Origin of the sequence: Cohaesibacter gelatinilyticus (assembly GCF_900215605.1) — a bacterium.
GTDB classification, from domain to species: Bacteria; Pseudomonadota; Alphaproteobacteria; order Rhizobiales; family Cohaesibacteraceae; genus Cohaesibacter; species Cohaesibacter gelatinilyticus.
This window is the reverse complement of the sequence record NZ_OBEL01000001.1, coordinates 619,530-633,848: the sequence shown is the minus strand read 5'-3', so window position 1 is coordinate 633,848 and position 14,319 is coordinate 619,530. Positions and strand designations below refer to the sequence as shown.

Annotated in this window: 13 protein-coding genes; 5 read left to right on the top strand and 8 right to left on the bottom strand. The window is 50.1% G+C overall.

What is annotated here, in order from left to right:
• The first annotated feature begins 4 nt into the window (after positions 1 to 4).
• The 5 genes from CRO57_RS02790 to CRO57_RS02770 all read left to right on the top strand — a co-directional run bounded on the left by CRO57_RS02790 (position 5) and on the right by CRO57_RS02770 (position 6,200).
• Positions 5 to 1,135, top strand: a complete 1,131-nt coding sequence (locus CRO57_RS02790; RefSeq protein WP_097151871.1) for a hypothetical protein — start codon at positions 5 to 7, stop codon at positions 1,133 to 1,135.
• An 8-nt stretch (positions 1,136 to 1,143) separates the two neighbouring features.
• The gene (locus CRO57_RS02785; RefSeq protein ID WP_097151870.1) at positions 1,144 to 3,093 is read left to right on the top strand and encodes an ATP-binding protein; all 1,950 of its coding nucleotides are present in this window, start codon (positions 1,144 to 1,146) and stop codon (positions 3,091 to 3,093) included.
• Entirely contained in the window at positions 3,090 to 4,436 is a 1,347-nt protein-coding gene (locus CRO57_RS02780; RefSeq protein WP_097151869.1) for a DUF6638 family protein, read from the top strand. The genes CRO57_RS02785 and CRO57_RS02780 overlap by 4 nt, the downstream gene beginning before the upstream one ends.
• 8 nt (positions 4,437 to 4,444) lie before the next feature.
• On the top strand, positions 4,445 to 5,119 hold the full coding sequence (locus CRO57_RS02775) for a DUF1523 family protein (protein WP_097151868.1): 675 nt from the start codon (positions 4,445 to 4,447) through the stop codon (positions 5,117 to 5,119).
• Positions 5,120 to 5,285: 166 nt separating this feature from the next.
• Positions 5,286 to 6,200, top strand: a complete 915-nt coding sequence (locus tag CRO57_RS02770) for a glycosyltransferase family 2 protein (protein ID WP_097151867.1) — start codon at positions 5,286 to 5,288, stop codon at positions 6,198 to 6,200.
• Between the two features lie 19 nt (positions 6,201 to 6,219).
• On the opposite strand, the gene CRO57_RS02765 is transcribed toward CRO57_RS02770, so the two are convergent.
• The 8 genes from CRO57_RS02765 to CRO57_RS02730 all read right to left on the bottom strand — a co-directional run bounded on the left by CRO57_RS02765 (position 6,220) and on the right by CRO57_RS02730 (position 13,990).
• Entirely contained in the window at positions 6,220 to 7,344 is a 1,125-nt protein-coding gene (locus CRO57_RS02765; RefSeq protein WP_097151866.1) for a M56 family metallopeptidase, read from the bottom strand.
• Positions 7,319 to 7,726, bottom strand: coding sequence for a BlaI/MecI/CopY family transcriptional regulator (locus CRO57_RS02760; protein ID WP_097151865.1), 408 nt, complete (start codon positions 7,724 to 7,726; stop codon positions 7,319 to 7,321). Before CRO57_RS02760 ends, CRO57_RS02765 begins: the two co-directional genes overlap by 26 nt.
• A 145-nt stretch (positions 7,727 to 7,871) precedes the next feature.
• Entirely contained in the window at positions 7,872 to 8,150 is a 279-nt protein-coding gene (locus CRO57_RS02755; RefSeq protein ID WP_097151864.1) for a DUF2160 domain-containing protein, read from the bottom strand.
• Positions 8,150 to 8,947 carry a carbohydrate ABC transporter permease gene (locus tag CRO57_RS02750; RefSeq protein WP_097151863.1) on the bottom strand — a complete coding sequence of 266 codons (798 nt, stop codon included), beginning with the start codon at positions 8,945 to 8,947 and terminating at the stop codon, positions 8,150 to 8,152. Before CRO57_RS02750 ends, CRO57_RS02755 begins: the two co-directional genes overlap by 1 nt.
• A 15-nt stretch (positions 8,948 to 8,962) precedes the next feature.
• On the bottom strand, positions 8,963 to 9,826 hold the full coding sequence (locus tag CRO57_RS02745) for a carbohydrate ABC transporter permease (RefSeq protein WP_097151862.1): 864 nt from the start codon (positions 9,824 to 9,826) through the stop codon (positions 8,963 to 8,965).
• Positions 9,827 to 9,828: 2 nt separating this feature from the next.
• Positions 9,829 to 10,908 carry an ABC transporter ATP-binding protein gene (locus CRO57_RS02740; RefSeq protein ID WP_097151861.1) on the bottom strand — a complete coding sequence of 360 codons (1,080 nt, stop codon included), beginning with the start codon at positions 10,906 to 10,908 and terminating at the stop codon, positions 9,829 to 9,831.
• A gap of 14 nt (positions 10,909 to 10,922) precedes the next feature.
• The gene (locus CRO57_RS02735) at positions 10,923 to 11,987 is read right to left on the bottom strand and encodes an ABC transporter ATP-binding protein (protein ID WP_097151860.1); all 1,065 of its coding nucleotides are present in this window, start codon (positions 11,985 to 11,987) and stop codon (positions 10,923 to 10,925) included.
• Positions 11,988 to 12,253: 266 nt separating this feature from the next.
• Positions 12,254 to 13,990: an ABC transporter substrate-binding protein gene (locus CRO57_RS02730; protein ID WP_097151859.1), complete on the bottom strand. Its 1,737-nt coding sequence runs from the start codon at positions 13,988 to 13,990 to the stop codon at positions 12,254 to 12,256.
• Positions 13,991 to 14,319: the final 329 nt, after the last annotated feature.

Here is a 14,319-nt window from a genome sequence, read left to right as displayed (position 1 = left end):
CTGAATGGTAGATCTGACCAAAGATCACTTACCCCTTGAGGATGCCTATGAGACCCGGCGCTATTTTGCCAAGTTTGACCAAATCATCGGCCACCTGACAAAGGTGGCCGAGAATACCACGTCAAACAAAATTGTGCTGGATACCGAAGTTCCTATCCTGCAGGATTATTTGAGCAGCCTGTCGGCGACATTCACGGCGCTTTCCTACAAGCATTTGCTTGCTGGCCGTGTCTCGAACTTGATGGCAAATGTTCTCAATATTGACCGGCAGGAGAGCGGCTTTCCAATCTTTCCTGAATTGCTGCAAATGGCCAATGACGCCATTCAGGCAAACCGCCATCTGCAATCTCTGCCCAGCCTCAAGCAGCTCAAACAGGAAATGGTGCAACATATCCTCAATGAGCATGAGATTCCTCTGCAATTGCAGTTCGCAGCCTCGCAGCGCCTCTATTACCAATGCCTTGTTGATCAGAACCTCTTTTGGGCTCAAAATGACCCGCAATGCAGTTGGGATGGAGATCTTTCGTCAGGACGCCGCAAATATCACATTCACTGGGCAGTCTATGACAGCCAGCTCAATATCCCGGTCATCTATCTGATGGATGTTGAGGATAGCGGCTATCGTGCCCTACCCCGTGATGGCGAGCGCTGGCCACAGGTTCAAACCCATTTGATGGCACAATCTTCTGCTCTTCTTGAGTTGGTGACCATTGCGCGAGGATTTGATCAGGATTTTGATGACCTGCATCCCAAGAAGCTGCGCCGGATCTTTGTCGGACCGATGTACAGCCATAGTTTCACTCAGCAAAGCGGGCCTTTACGGGATGTATTGTCAGAGGCCAGCCGCAAACCTGAGTGGGATTGGGCCTTGGCATGGAGTGTCGAAACACTCATTGCCTCGCGCACCGAAATGCAGAGAACAGGATTTTTCAAACAGGTCGAACGGCAGATCTATCAACTTGATCCGTTGATGAAGCTACCACATGGAGGCCTGAGTGGTGCAACTGCGCATCAGCGATCCCTTATTTTGCCACAGCGCGCTTACCAGATTTTGGAAGAGATGAACCCGCCTGGCTTTACCAACATTCGCAAATATGTCGTCAGCCCTCATGGCCGTGTTTTAAGCTATCGATAGGTATTATTTTGACTTTTTCTAATGATTTGATGGAACTGAAAGAAGAGCTGGTTCGCGAGAAATATACCGCGTCAGAGACCATGCTGGCCGGCTTTGACCATACTCCACGCGTTGCCAAACCTGTAGAGCAGCCTGCCAAGATCGAGCGTTCTGCTGGTATTGGAACAAGACGTCGTTTCCGTTCCACCACACCTGGTTTTGTCACCCGCCCAACCGCAAGGCCGGAAGGTGTCCAGCTTAGCACTCGCATCACCCAATGTGATGAAGATGATCCGCTGACCAGTCCGGTTCAGGCTACCGTCATGAAATCCATGCGGCGTGCTCTTTCCGTCGCGCAAGCCGTCTCCGACCAATTTGCAGATCAGACCGGTTTATCCGATTTGATGCGGGAAAACTTGGCCGGGGCCCTCGCTGCCAGTCAAAAGAGGCGCTTTGAAGATTTGCTCGGAGCCGCCTCTCTGATCTCGTTGCATGTTTTTGCCAATATGAGCGACTTTTTGATCTCCAATATCGCTTCCATGGACAATGAGACGGAAACCGATATCGGTGAAGTGGAAGAGATTGTTCTCGATAATCCGCAACTGGCTCTGCATGGCACCCTTTGGGAGTTGGATCAGAAGCTGGCACAATTTGCCAAATCTGATGAGCAATTGATTGCCGTGTTGAAAAGCTTCTGCGAAAAGCTGATGGAGAAAGTTGCACGGCGGGCAGAAGCCAATACCCATGTAGCTCCTTTCACCAATTTCAGCTATCGAGTAGAAGAAGACGAATTCGAGATTAATGGCTTCGTCCCCTCGTCTAGCAAGCGGTCCTCAACGCTGGTCATGTCCTTCAAGAAACCTAACGAGGTGGTCGGCAACCATATTGCCAAATATCAGGCCATGAAATTGTCCAAGATGCTGATGGCCTATGATTTTGATCGCAAGCTTAATCCGTTTGCCGAGCTTGGTGGTTTCATTTTCACGTTCATGGGGGATGGAAAGCCAGGCACTGGTAAAACCACGCTCATTCAGATGATGGCCGGACTGATCAGTGATTATTGCGACAATGCCGGTTACGCTTTTCGCTATCAGAACCTATCGACTGACAGTATCGATAGCTATCAGGGCAAGTCGGCACAAAATGCCAAGGCCTTCATTCGCAACATCATTGATCCCAATATCATCGGCTTTGGCACAGTCGATGATATTGACCAGTTGGCTGGCAAGCGCGGAGATCGACAATCCTCTGCTGGTCAACTGGAAGTGACCGCCGTTTTGATGGAAAGCTTTGCTGGTGCCAATACCTTGGTACGTGGCAATTGCACCTTTGGCATGTTTTCCAACTATCCGGAAAATGTCGATGATGCCCTACGTCAGCGTGCCGGTGCACGTTTTCTGGTGGATGGCCCGCAAACCCGTGAGGATTATATCGATATTCTCCATCTTCTGATGGGCAAGAACCACAATATCCCTCTCGGTGATCACGAGCTTTATTCCGCACAGGAAATCAAGAAAGCGGTTGCCGCTTCCTATGATCAGCATTCCAAGCCGCAAGAAGCGCAGTTGCTCAATGTCTTTGATCGGGTTCAGTCCGATATCGGGGAACTAACCAACATCGCCAAGCTTGGCCATTATCTGAAAGCCATCCAGCAGGCTGATGAGCGCTTTACAGGTCGTGCCATCAAGAACATCACCGACGCCATCAAGGTTCGCGCCATGGACTTTGAGCTGCCAGATGAATGGATGGAACAGCCGGATTTGTTCCTCTCCAAAGATTATGACACCAAGAAAAACATGATTGCGGAACTGGCTCAGCCCATTACTGTCGACATGGCCTTGCAGGAAATCAACCGCTACGCGGATAGTGAATTCCGTTATGCTGACAAATCCGATGAAGTGGCCATTGAAGACGCCGTACGCGATATGCAGCGCATGGCAGAAGCAAAACGCCGTTATGTGGAGACGAACACCCCATGATGCGACTGGTCACACGCGGTCTGATGTTTGGCAACCTCTTTGAGGTCAGAGCACCTGCTCTGGTGGCGCGCTATAATCGTGCGCTGGAACATCTGACTGGCAAACGTACCGAGTTGGAAGAATTTCATATTGATATCTCGGGCTACTCACCCGAGATCGGGGATGAGTTCAATGACGAATTCTATCTCAACCCCGATGGTTTCAATCGCAAATTCATCCTGCTATCCATTGACCAGAAAAAATGCCCGCTATTGAATGTCCGCCTTTCCATGTCGCAGGATATTCTGCGCAGCTATATCGAACAGAATGAAGAGCAATTGTTTGTTCTGACTGCACGGGACGCGGTGGTCGGGGAATTGATCAATTCAGTCTATTCCGTCGACAGCCCGTCCGATCTCTTCACCATTCGCACCATTGAAGTCGAAGCAGACACAATTGGTTCGGACGTGGAAGCCAGCGAGGAGTTGTCCGAGAAGATCGAGCAATTCATGAAGCACAAGGATGGCTGGTGGGATGATGTTCTGATCGCAGAGATGATCGAACTCTCCAAACGCACCGGCAATATCCTTCGTGATCCGATCCATCTGGCCAGACAGACTTTTGAGCAGAAGAGTTTCTATACCAGCCATTTCGGCGGTATCTATTTATTCCGTGATGTACAGGAACCCGGCATCATCAACGTCAATGGCGCTCATGATCTGACCGACTTGTCGCTTGAATATAATTGCTCCCTCGACAATCATTACGAGATTGCTGCATTTCTAAAAATCAATGACCTGGTGGAGCAGATCACCAACACAACATTAATGACCAACAGTCTGGCCGTCTTGCAACAGAAGATGGATTTTCTGGTCATTGATGCTGCTGCAAGCAATGACGAAGATCTATCCAACGTCTCGCGTCGTGATTTGCGAGATCTGCGGCGCAAGCATCGTCAGGATCTGCCAGAAGCATATCATTCCCTTGAGAAACTGATGAAAAGTATCATTGCCGGGCAGCAGCATTTTGATCTGAAGCCACATGATCCTGCTTATTTTTATCTGTTGCGGTCCAAAAACCATGCCAACAAGCGATTGGTCAATATGCTGTTATCGCAGCTGACACCTTTGGATTTCCGCCAATTGTTCATTTGCCACAAGGATGCATTCTATTCTGCCTATCGCTCATGGAGTGATGCCAAGAAGAGCTATGTGGCTCGGTTCCTTGAAGAGGAATATATTTTGGACAAGAGCGGAGCACGCATGCAGCTCTTTGGTCCTGAGCCCGCTATGGAAGAAAATGAGCCTGAGATAGAACCAGCAATCTGGCAAGGTCCGTGGGGACCAGCATCGATGGAGCAATAGGAAAAATCATGGTCATTTTTAAATGGGTGGTGGGCATCCTGATTGCGGTGATGCTGGGATTGTTTCTTCACTATACCCTGCCCTCTCGCGATATCGTTCAGATCGTTGGAACAGACGTCAAACGGATGGATATCGGAAATTCTATTTTTTGGGCATCACCAGATGCTGGCACCAATAAAGAATCCACTCGCGATGTTCGCTTCATCAATGTTACCTTCCCGGATGGAAAACCCTTTGTCTATCGCAATGAGGATACCGACTGGAGCTGGCCGCCTTACTTCAAGTTCGACAGCGGGACAGTGACCGCACAAGCCCAATCACTTGCCAAACAAGACGATGTCTGGGTTGCGGTAAGGCATTATGGCTGGCGCATCAAGCTTTTCACAATTTTCCCAAATGCCGTTAGCATCAAACAGGTGTCGGGTCCGAATGAGTTCCTCTTCCCGTGGTTCAATACAATCTTCTTCTTGCTCCTAGGTGCCATCTTCTATGGCGTCTATCGCCTTATGGCGACCATCAAGGAACGTCAGGTAGACCCTGTTTTGGAGAGCATTGAAGAGACCGCAGACAATGTAAGCCGCTATGCCGAGGAAACCCACTCGGCTGCGCAGGAAAAAGCGCAAAATGTTGAGAAGGGCCTGAAAGGCTGGTTCAAACGCTGGTTTGGTGAGACGAAAAAGTAACGTTTGAACACGCAAGACTTGCGGTGGTTTGTCCAGTGAAAACCAGATAGACGATGCACGGTGAACACTGCGATTGTCTCCTCTTCAAACATTCGATAAGAGTTGGTCCATATCGGAATGATCTATAAAATGTATTTGGATTTCCATTAGTTGGGCAGGATATTCGATGGCGAAACCAATTCTTAGCTTCATCAGCGCTGTTTACAACAAAGCCGATGTTCTTGCCGAGACGCTGGCATGTTTGAGAACCCAGCGCGGCTTTTCCGTCAACGAATTAGAGTTCGTCTTTGTCGATGACAAGTCCACGGATGGATCTCTTGAATTCCTGCAAAAAGAAGCTGAACAAGATAGCCGGGTGACTGTCATCTCCGATGGCAAGAACATGGGACCCGCCATCCGCTTCAATCAAGCTGCAAAAGCAGCAAAAGGCAACTGGGTGTTGGCTTTGGATGCTGACGACATTCTGCCGGTTAATGCAGCTCAAGTCATGCTGAATGAGTGTTTGACCAATGAAGCTCAGCTGGTATTTGGCAAATCAAAGCGCAGCCTGGATGTGGTTGAGATCCCTTATGATGCGAATGTTCAGCGACCTGCCGATCCTCTGGCCTTCGCTGCCAGGAAAAAAATCGTGCGCATGGGCATTCTGGCGGAGCGCACGCTTTGGCTGGAAGCTGGTGGGGCTGATGAGAGCGTCTTCATTCAGGATCAATCCTTGCCGCTTCGTCTGAGCGCCAAAGCAGAGCAAATCGCCTATATTGAGGATTATGTCTATTTTCTAAGACCGGCTGATGACAGCAACTTATCCGCCAATGTCATGCAGCAGCATCACGACCGCTTCTTCTCTCTGTTGCCATTTTTGAAGCAAGACATATCGGCTGAAGCGCGCAAAGCTATCGTCAGTCAGATTTCTTCGACAATTTGGAAAAGCCATCGTGACAATGGCAGGGCTCTGCCGCAATTGTCAGGCGCACACTGGCAATATCTTTTGCATAAGATCACCGGTAAAGAGAATAGCGATCAAGAGCTTGCTGCAACTGCAGATCAATTGCGCGCCCTACCCAATATCAGACGTCCTGATTGAGCCTTTTAAGCTACACTATTTATCGCTGACTTCTTTCGGCCAAACGGTCCAGATTGAGGACCGTTGAGAACATGATGCGTTCATGACTCCAGTCATTGGGTTTTTGCATCAGGATGGATGCAAGCCCCACCAGGCTCAGAACTGGCACCATGAAAGCCAACAACGTTAAGGCATGGCGCTGATGCTTCTCACCCTCCAGGAGAGAGACCAAACGATGGTGCAGGAACTTTGCTGAGTTGCTGCCAATCGGTGATTTATCCAGTTGAACGAATGCGACCCTTGGCATGGCACCTAGGAAGAGTTCACGTTTTTTCAGGCCAGTTTCGCAGGTCCGCAGCAGGCATTCGCAATAGTCCTGCACGCTGATATTCCGGCGTACAATCACTTGCTGGTCACAGCTTAGCTCGCGCAAGCGCTCGATCTGGCGCTTGAGGACCAGAAAAGCCGGGTTCCAGAAAAAGAATGGACGCATGAATTCCAGCGCAATTTCCCATTCGGTGTCTCTTTGACGAATATGCTGAAGCTCATGACCAAGAGCAATTTGCAGATCCTTGCCATTTTCCAACATGCTGGTGGGCAGGATGACATAGCGCTTGATCAAACCGCGCGTAGAGAATGGTGTTGTAACGCTGTCAGACAGCAGCAGATGAAGAGAGCCGAACTGACGCCATTCGAAGCATTTCGACAAAATATTGGCGAGTTTCACCATGCTGACAGCAAGACGAATGGCTCCAACTGTGAGACCGGTTGCCAGCGCAGTCAAAAGAGCCAAGGCGAACATGCTATCGGCGGCCAAAACATCCTCGGTCAATCGTGTACGCAGAGCAAGAAACACCTCCAGATCAGCGGCCTTCATATCAAAACTGCCTTGCAGATATTGAGAGACAATCAGATCGGAAATAGATAGAGAATAGCTCGTCGCAACACCATTTTGCCTCACATAGACATCATAGAGCACGACCAAGACAGGGGCGATGAAGCAGGTGAGAACCAGTGATTTGATCAATCGGAGTTTCAAGCCATAGGCAAAGGACATCCCCATCCCTTGCATAGCCAGGCGCGTAATCGCCCAAACCCCTATTGTGACAAGCAACAGAATATTAATGTTCAGATAAACATCAAATATTGTTCCTATCGTTGGCATTTTTCACCCTCCTCTCCAACAGAGTACGGATCTCGTTCAGCGCTTCCTCGGACAGGTCTTCATCGTCGACCAATCGAGCCACCAGCGCTGCAGGCGTATTGTCAAACAGCTTTGCTGAGACATCCTTCAAGAACCGTGTCTGGTACGCATCCTTTGTCAGCAGGGCATTATAGACATGCGTCTTGCCCTCTTTTCTGCTGCTGACAAAACTCTTCTGCTCCAGAATCCTCATGATCGTTGCTGCGGACGTGTAGGCCAGATCGCGCTCCGGCGCCAATTTAGCCATGACATCACGCACAGTCCCCTCACCCAGCTCCCATAGTCGGGTCATGAATTCCAACTCGACTTCGGTAAGAAATTCGCTTTTCTTTTTTTTGCGCATAAAAATTCCCGCTGGCAGACAAGCAATGCATGAAAGGACAGTAAATACTAAAACTTTCGCAGATCCAAGTCTTTTCTCTCAAAACCCGACCAAGCACCCTGCTCGGCCGGATTTCGCCACTAATGTGTGGTATTTTCAGATCATTTCAAACTTTCCAGAAGCAGAAAATCCCCCAACAGATTGCCAACCCCAGAGGGATCCAAAGCGGCATACCAAACAGACCAAGCCAGGCAAGGAAGATGTAAACCGAGCCCAGGAGCGAGATGAACAGACGATCACCTCGTGTGGTTACCAGCCCGAGGGCTCCCAGTCTTTCTGCTCCACCTGGGTGACGGATTTCCAAGACTGTCAAAACCGTCATTGCAGAGAAAATTCCGATGAAGACCAATGCGGTTGGCCAGGTCCATGCCATCCAGCTAAGCATTATACCCTCCCCAGGGCAAAGCCCTTAGCAATATAGTTACGGACGAAATAGATGACGATGGCGCCAGGAATGATGGTCAGAGCGCCAGCTGCGGCCAACAAACCAAGCTCGTAACCAGCGCTTGAGGCCGTCTTGGTCATGGTTGCTGCAATCGGCTTGGCAGCAACCGCAGTCAGTGTTTTTGCCAATAGCAGCTCGACCCATGAGAACATGAAGCAGAAGAACGCAGCCACACCGACACCGGAGGAAATGGTTGGCAGGAAGATAGTCGCGAAGAAGCGTGGGAACGAATAGCCATCAACAAAGGCTGTTTCGTCCAGTTCTTTCGGCACGCCCCCCATGAAGCCTTCCAAGATCCATACCGCCAGCGGAATGTTGAACAGGCAATGAGCCAATGCCACAGCCAAATGGGTGTCAAACAAGCCGATTGCTGAATAGAGCTGGAAGAATGGCAGAGCAAACACAGCTGCTGGTGCCATACGGTTGGTCAGAAGCCAGAAGAAAAGCTGCTTGTCACCCAGAAACTTATAGCGCGAGAAAGCATAAGCGGCTGGCAGAGCGACGACGACGGAAATCACGGTATTGATGGCCACATAGAGAATGGAGTTGATATAACCCCAATACCAAGTGGGATCGGTGAAGATGACTTTGTAGTTCTCCAGCGTGAAGGTCTGCGGAAAAAGTGAGAAGCCAGCCAGAATTTCACCCGTTGTCTTGAAGCTCATTGCTACCAACCAATAGATGGGCAGCATGAGGAACAGGATATAGACAATGGGAATAATATAGCGTTTTTTCATAATCCTATCCTCTCCTTATTTCTGCACATCGCGGTTCATGAGCGTATAGAAGAGCCATGAAACCAGCAGGGTGATTGCGAAATAGATGAGTGACATGGCGGCAGCCGGACCCAGATCAAACTGACCGAGGGCAATCTTCACCAGATCAATTGAAAGCAAGGTGGTTGAATTGCCCGGTCCGCCACCGGTCAGAGTGAAGGGCTCGGTATAGATGTTGAAACTATCCATGAAGCGCAAAAGGATTGCGATGGTCAGCACCTGCTTCATTTTTGGCAGCTGGATGTAGCGGAATATGGACCAGCGGGATGCTCCATCCACTTCCGCTGCCTGATAGAAGGCATCCGGGATGGAAACAAGACCTGCATAGGACAGCAGCACTACAAGAGACGTCCAGTGCCACACATCCATGACGATGATGGTCACCCATGCCGCAAATGGATCCTGGGTCATGTTGTAGTCAATGCCCAGTGTGTGGTTCATGAAATACCCCAGCAGACCGATATCCGGCAAGGTGAAGATGTTCCACATCGCACCAACCACGTTCCAAGGGATCAACATAGGTAGTGCCATGGTTACAAGACAAACCGGTACCCAGAAGCCTTTGCGTGGCATGGCCAGCGCAATCGCGATACCCAGTGGGATTTCAATCGCGAGGATCAGGCCGGTGAACAGGAATTGACGGCCCAGAGCATTGTGAAAGCGCTCTGAATTCAGGATCTGCTGGAACCAGTCCAATCCTTGCCAGAAGAAAAGGTTATCGCCAAAGGTTTCCTGAACCGAATAATTGACCACGGTCATCATCGGGATCAGGGCGTTGAAGGCTACCAGAAGCAAAACAGGCAGCACAAAAAACCAGGCTTTTTGATTTTCGGTTTTCATGATCAAGCTCCCGCACTTTTGGTTGCAATCCAGCCATCGCGATAGAGGCGTGTTTTGGCAGGATCGAATTGCAAATGGATGCTCTCGCCTAGATTGGGCGCACTTTCTTCCGTGATGGATGCAACCTTGGTTCCACCGACCATTGCTTCCACCACATTATGGCGACCGACATCGGAGACTTTGCTCACCACCGCTTCCAAGCCGTTGTCGGCAATTGTTACATGTTCAGGGCGAATACCAATTTCGTTGCTCTTGCCCTCGCCTGCTTCAATTTCGCCTTCCAAGGTGATTGATTGGCCATTGAACATGGCTTTGCCGCCAGACACTTCACATGGAAGAATATTCATGCCCGGGGATCCGATGAAGTGGCCAACGAAGGTGTGGGTTGGGCGCTCGAACAGTTCGACTGGAGTGCCAATCTGCACCACCTCGCCTTCCTGCATCACCACTACCTGATCGGCAAAGGTCAATGCCTCTGTCTGGTCGTGGGTCACATAGATCATGGTGGCTTTAAGCTCCTGATGAAGCTCCTTGAGCTTGGAGCGCAACTTCCACTTCAGATGTGGGTCGATCACGGTCAGAGGTTCGTCAAACATCACAACATTGATATCATCGCGCACCAGACCGCGGCCCATGGAGATTTTCTGTTTGTTGTCAGGAGACAGGCCAGCTGCCTTTGTGCCCAACATGTCGGTGACTTCCAGCATATCGGCAATGGCTTCGACGCGGGATTTCACGGTTGCTTCATCGACCTGACGGTTGCGAAGCGGGAAAGCCAGATTGTCGAACACAGTCATGGTGTCATAGATGACCGGGAACTGGAAAACCTGAGCGATATTGCGTTCGGCCGGCTTTAGATGCGTAACATCCTTATCATCAAAGAGAATTTTCCCCTCAGATGGCACGAGCAGGCCGGAAATAATGTTAAGAAGGGTAGACTTGCCACAGCCCGAAGGGCCCAACAGCGCATAAGCACCACCATCTTCCCAAGACAGATCGAGATGCTTAAGCGCGTAATCATCCGGCTTTGATGGATTGGGATAATAGGAGTGACGCAGGTTCGAAAGAGTAATTTTTGCCATTCGTTTGGTCCTTCCTATCGTGCCCGTTGGCCATTGGGGAGGAAGTAGAAGCAGTGATCTGGATCCATGAAAAACTCATGGTCCTCTCCTACCTGATAGGGATGGACCCCTTGTGAAAGAGAAACCCAGCTCTGATCACCCAATTTGAAGTGAGCACTGGATTCTGAACCAGTCAGTTCGGTCACCTGAACTGTTCCGGTCATGGGAACATGACGGTCTGCAATGCGTACCGGGCTGACATAGTGGGGACGAACTGCAACATCATACTCTCCATCAGCGAGCCCAGAAGCTTCACCAGTTGCAGTCCACTTCACATGGGCATCAAGGCGAATTTCATCGCCTTTCTTGGTAACCCGAGCTGAATTGATTGGAGGATCAGAAAATACACTTGCAGAAACAAGATCTGCTGGATTGCGATAGATGTCCGCAGTTTTGCCGAACTGGGTTACATTGCCGTCCTGCATCAAGGCCGTTTGCCCTCCAAGAAGCAACGCCTCCTCGGGTTCGGATGTTGCATATACGACCACAGCCCCGCGACCAGCAAACAATTCAGGCAATTGTGCGCGCAGTTCCTCGCGTAATTTGTAATCAAGGTTGGCCAAAGGCTCATCAAGGAAAACTGCATTGCTTTCCTTGGCAATGGCGCGGGCCAACGCAGTACGCTGCTGCTGGCCACCTGATAGCTCATGCGGGCGACGATGCAGCATTGGACGTAGCTGCAACAAGTCTGCCGCTTCCTCTACCCGTCCCTCAATCTCGGATTTCGCCATACCCGCAACTTTCAAAGGGGATGCGATATTGTCAAAAACGCTCATATGGGGATAGTTGACGAAGAACTGATGCACCAGCGAGATATTGCGTTGCTGGGTATTCTGTTTTGTCACATCCACCCCCTCCATCAGGATGGAGCCGGACGCACAGCGATCAAGACCTGCCATCAATTTGATCAGCGATGTCTTGCCTGCCCCGGTTTCGCCGAGCAGAACATTGAAATGCCCTGGCTCAAGGCGTAGAGATGTCTCTTTAATATGGAGGCGGCCATCAACTCGCTTCGTGATGCCCTTGAGTTCTAATGTCATTTCGAAGTTACCTTGCCCTGTCTATCGGGTTCTGTCTTATCTGCCTCACTTCTGAAAGTGGCCAGTTCCAGATATCCCGCTCTCCAGCTAATACACGCATGGTCAGTTCATGGTGCGGCTTTACGCACTAAGGCCGAGCAACTGAACGTTTGGGGAGTTTCAGCGCTCGGTCCAGTGCAGGGCTGGAGGATAGGAGTGCCAAGCTCAGCACTCCCGGCCCTGGGCGGGGCTAGAAGCCCCGACCTGTTCTTGTCATTCCGTCAGGATTAGTTCTTGGCCCAACGTGCGACCAGTTCGTCATAATTGACGGTCTGACCCTGTGGCTTTTCGTTGGCAAGCTTTGGCTTGGCACCACCGTTTTTGAACCACCATTCGGCGTCTTTCTCTTCGTTGAGGCGTGGACCACAGCCGCCATAAACGTTGGCACCTTTATCCGCGCGCTCCATACGAGCCATGATGGTGTCCATCTCGGATGCAAGACGATCCATAGCTTCCTGAGGGGTGAAGGCTCCGGAGTTCACGTCACCGATTTGCTGCCACCACAACTGAGCCAACTTTGGATAATCAGGCACGTTGATGCCTGTTGGGGACCATGCAACACGATCAGGAGAGCGGTAGAACTCGACCAGACCACCAAGTTTGCCTGCACGCTCGGTGAAGCTCTCATGATTTACAGAGCTGTCACGAATGAAGGTCAGACCAACATGGGATTTTTTCACGTCAACGGTCTTGGAGACCACGAACTGAGCATAGAGCCAAGCCGCTTTGGCGCGATCAACCGGAGTGGATTTCAGGATAGTCCAGGAACCCACGTCCTGATAGCCAACTTTCTGGCCTTCTTCCCAATATGGACCATGTGGTGATGGAGCCATGCGCCATAGTGGCTTGCCTGCATCGTCAACAGTGTTGTTGCCTTCTGACTTCGGCTTCACCATATCAGCGGTAAAGGCAGTGTACCAGAAGATCTGCTGAGCTACGTTGCCTTGGCTAAGTGCAGGCAAAGACTGGTAAAAGTCATAGGAAGCAGCACCTGGAGGGGCATAGTTACGCAGCCATTCATCCCATTTACGGATCGCGTAAACAGCCGCTGGGCCGTTGGCAGCACCGCCGCGGGTGACAGATGCACCAGCTGGATTACAGGAGCCTTTTTCCATACGGATGCCCCATTCATCGATTGGAACACCGTTTGGCTCACCTTTGGAACCAGCACCGGCCATGGACAGCCAGGCATCAGTCATACGCCAACCAAGGTCAGGAGCGCGCTTGCCGTAATCCATGTGACCATAAATTGCGGTACCGTCAATTTCCTTCACATCCTTGGAGAAGAATTCAGCGATATCTTCGTAAGCAGACCAATTGACAGGAACACCTAGGTCATAGCCATATTTTGCTTTGAATTTTTCTTGCAGATCAGGGCGGTCGAACCAGTCTTTACGGAACCAGTAGAGGTTCGCAAATTGCTGATCTGGCAGCTGGTACAAATCGCCATCAGGGCCAGTGGTGAACTGGGTACCCATGAAGTCGCCCAAATCGAGGCCAGGGTTGGTTACGGCCTTGCCCTCACCTGCCATCCAGTCGGTCAGGTTGTAAGCCAGCTGCAAGCGTGAGTGAGTACCAATCAAATCAGAGTCATTGACATAGGCATCATAGAGATTGCGCTTGGTCTGCATTTGGGTCTGAACGGCCTGAACCACTTCACCCTCACCAAGAATCTGGTGATTGACCTTGATGCCTGTGATCTCGAAGAAGGCTTTGGTCAGAACTTCAGATTCGTAGGAATGGGTCGGGATGCCTTCAGACAGCACGTTGATTTCCATGCCTTTGAAAGGCTCGGCTGCATTGATGAACCAGTCCATTTCCTTCATCTGATCGTCTTTTGACAGAACAGATGGCTGGAATTCGGAATCGACCCATTTCTTGGCTGCCGCACTATCTGCCAGAACAGCAGATGATGAGGCAATCATTGCAGAGATGGCGACTGCCGATAGCAGAATTTTCCGCATATGTTACTCCTCCCAAAGTAGTTTTATAGATACATGCGATTTCTATCAAAATCTGGTCCGGCTATTGTTCCGGCAACCAACTAAAATTGTCAAACTAAAAAATTAGTAGAAATAATTTTTCATTTAACCATTTGTATTATATAATTTAATTTAATCCAGCACTTGTGCACTAAAGTCTTAAATTGGCATTGATGCAGCGCAGCAATTGGTTGCAGGAAAGTCATCTCAGGCAACTAACTTCTACAAAACTTCATAGCTGGGAATAACCCTATTCCAGAAAAGGGAAGCACAATTCAGGAATTCCATCTTGCCATAAAAACACCCCCTGA

What these genes read in the sequence shown, in the direction of transcription:
- CRO57_RS02790 (WP_097151871.1), top strand. Translation starts at nt 5, where the DNA reads ATGGTAGATCTGACCAAAGATCACTTACCCCTTGAGGATGCCTATGAG.
- CRO57_RS02780 (WP_097151869.1), top strand. Translation starts at nt 3,090, where the DNA reads ATGATGCGACTGGTCACACGCGGTCTGATGTTTGGCAACCTCTTTGAG.
- CRO57_RS02775 (WP_097151868.1), top strand. Translation starts at nt 4,445, where the DNA reads ATGGTCATTTTTAAATGGGTGGTGGGCATCCTGATTGCGGTGATGCTG.
- CRO57_RS02770 (WP_097151867.1), top strand. Translation starts at nt 5,286, where the DNA reads ATGGCGAAACCAATTCTTAGCTTCATCAGCGCTGTTTACAACAAAGCC.
- CRO57_RS02765 (WP_097151866.1), bottom strand. Translation starts at nt 7,344, where the DNA reads ATGCCAACGATAGGAACAATATTTGATGTTTATCTGAACATTAATATT.
- CRO57_RS02760 (WP_097151865.1), bottom strand. Translation starts at nt 7,726, where the DNA reads ATGCGCAAAAAAAAGAAAAGCGAATTTCTTACCGAAGTCGAGTTGGAA.
- CRO57_RS02755 (WP_097151864.1), bottom strand. Translation starts at nt 8,150, where the DNA reads ATGCTTAGCTGGATGGCATGGACCTGGCCAACCGCATTGGTCTTCATC.
- CRO57_RS02750 (WP_097151863.1), bottom strand. Translation starts at nt 8,947, where the DNA reads ATGAAAAAACGCTATATTATTCCCATTGTCTATATCCTGTTCCTCATG.
- CRO57_RS02745 (WP_097151862.1), bottom strand. Translation starts at nt 9,826, where the DNA reads ATGAAAACCGAAAATCAAAAAGCCTGGTTTTTTGTGCTGCCTGTTTTG.
- CRO57_RS02740 (WP_097151861.1), bottom strand. Translation starts at nt 10,908, where the DNA reads ATGGCAAAAATTACTCTTTCGAACCTGCGTCACTCCTATTATCCCAAT.
- CRO57_RS02735 (WP_097151860.1), bottom strand. Translation starts at nt 11,987, where the DNA reads ATGACATTAGAACTCAAGGGCATCACGAAGCGAGTTGATGGCCGCCTC.
- CRO57_RS02730 (WP_097151859.1), bottom strand. Translation starts at nt 13,990, where the DNA reads ATGCGGAAAATTCTGCTATCGGCAGTCGCCATCTCTGCAATGATTGCC.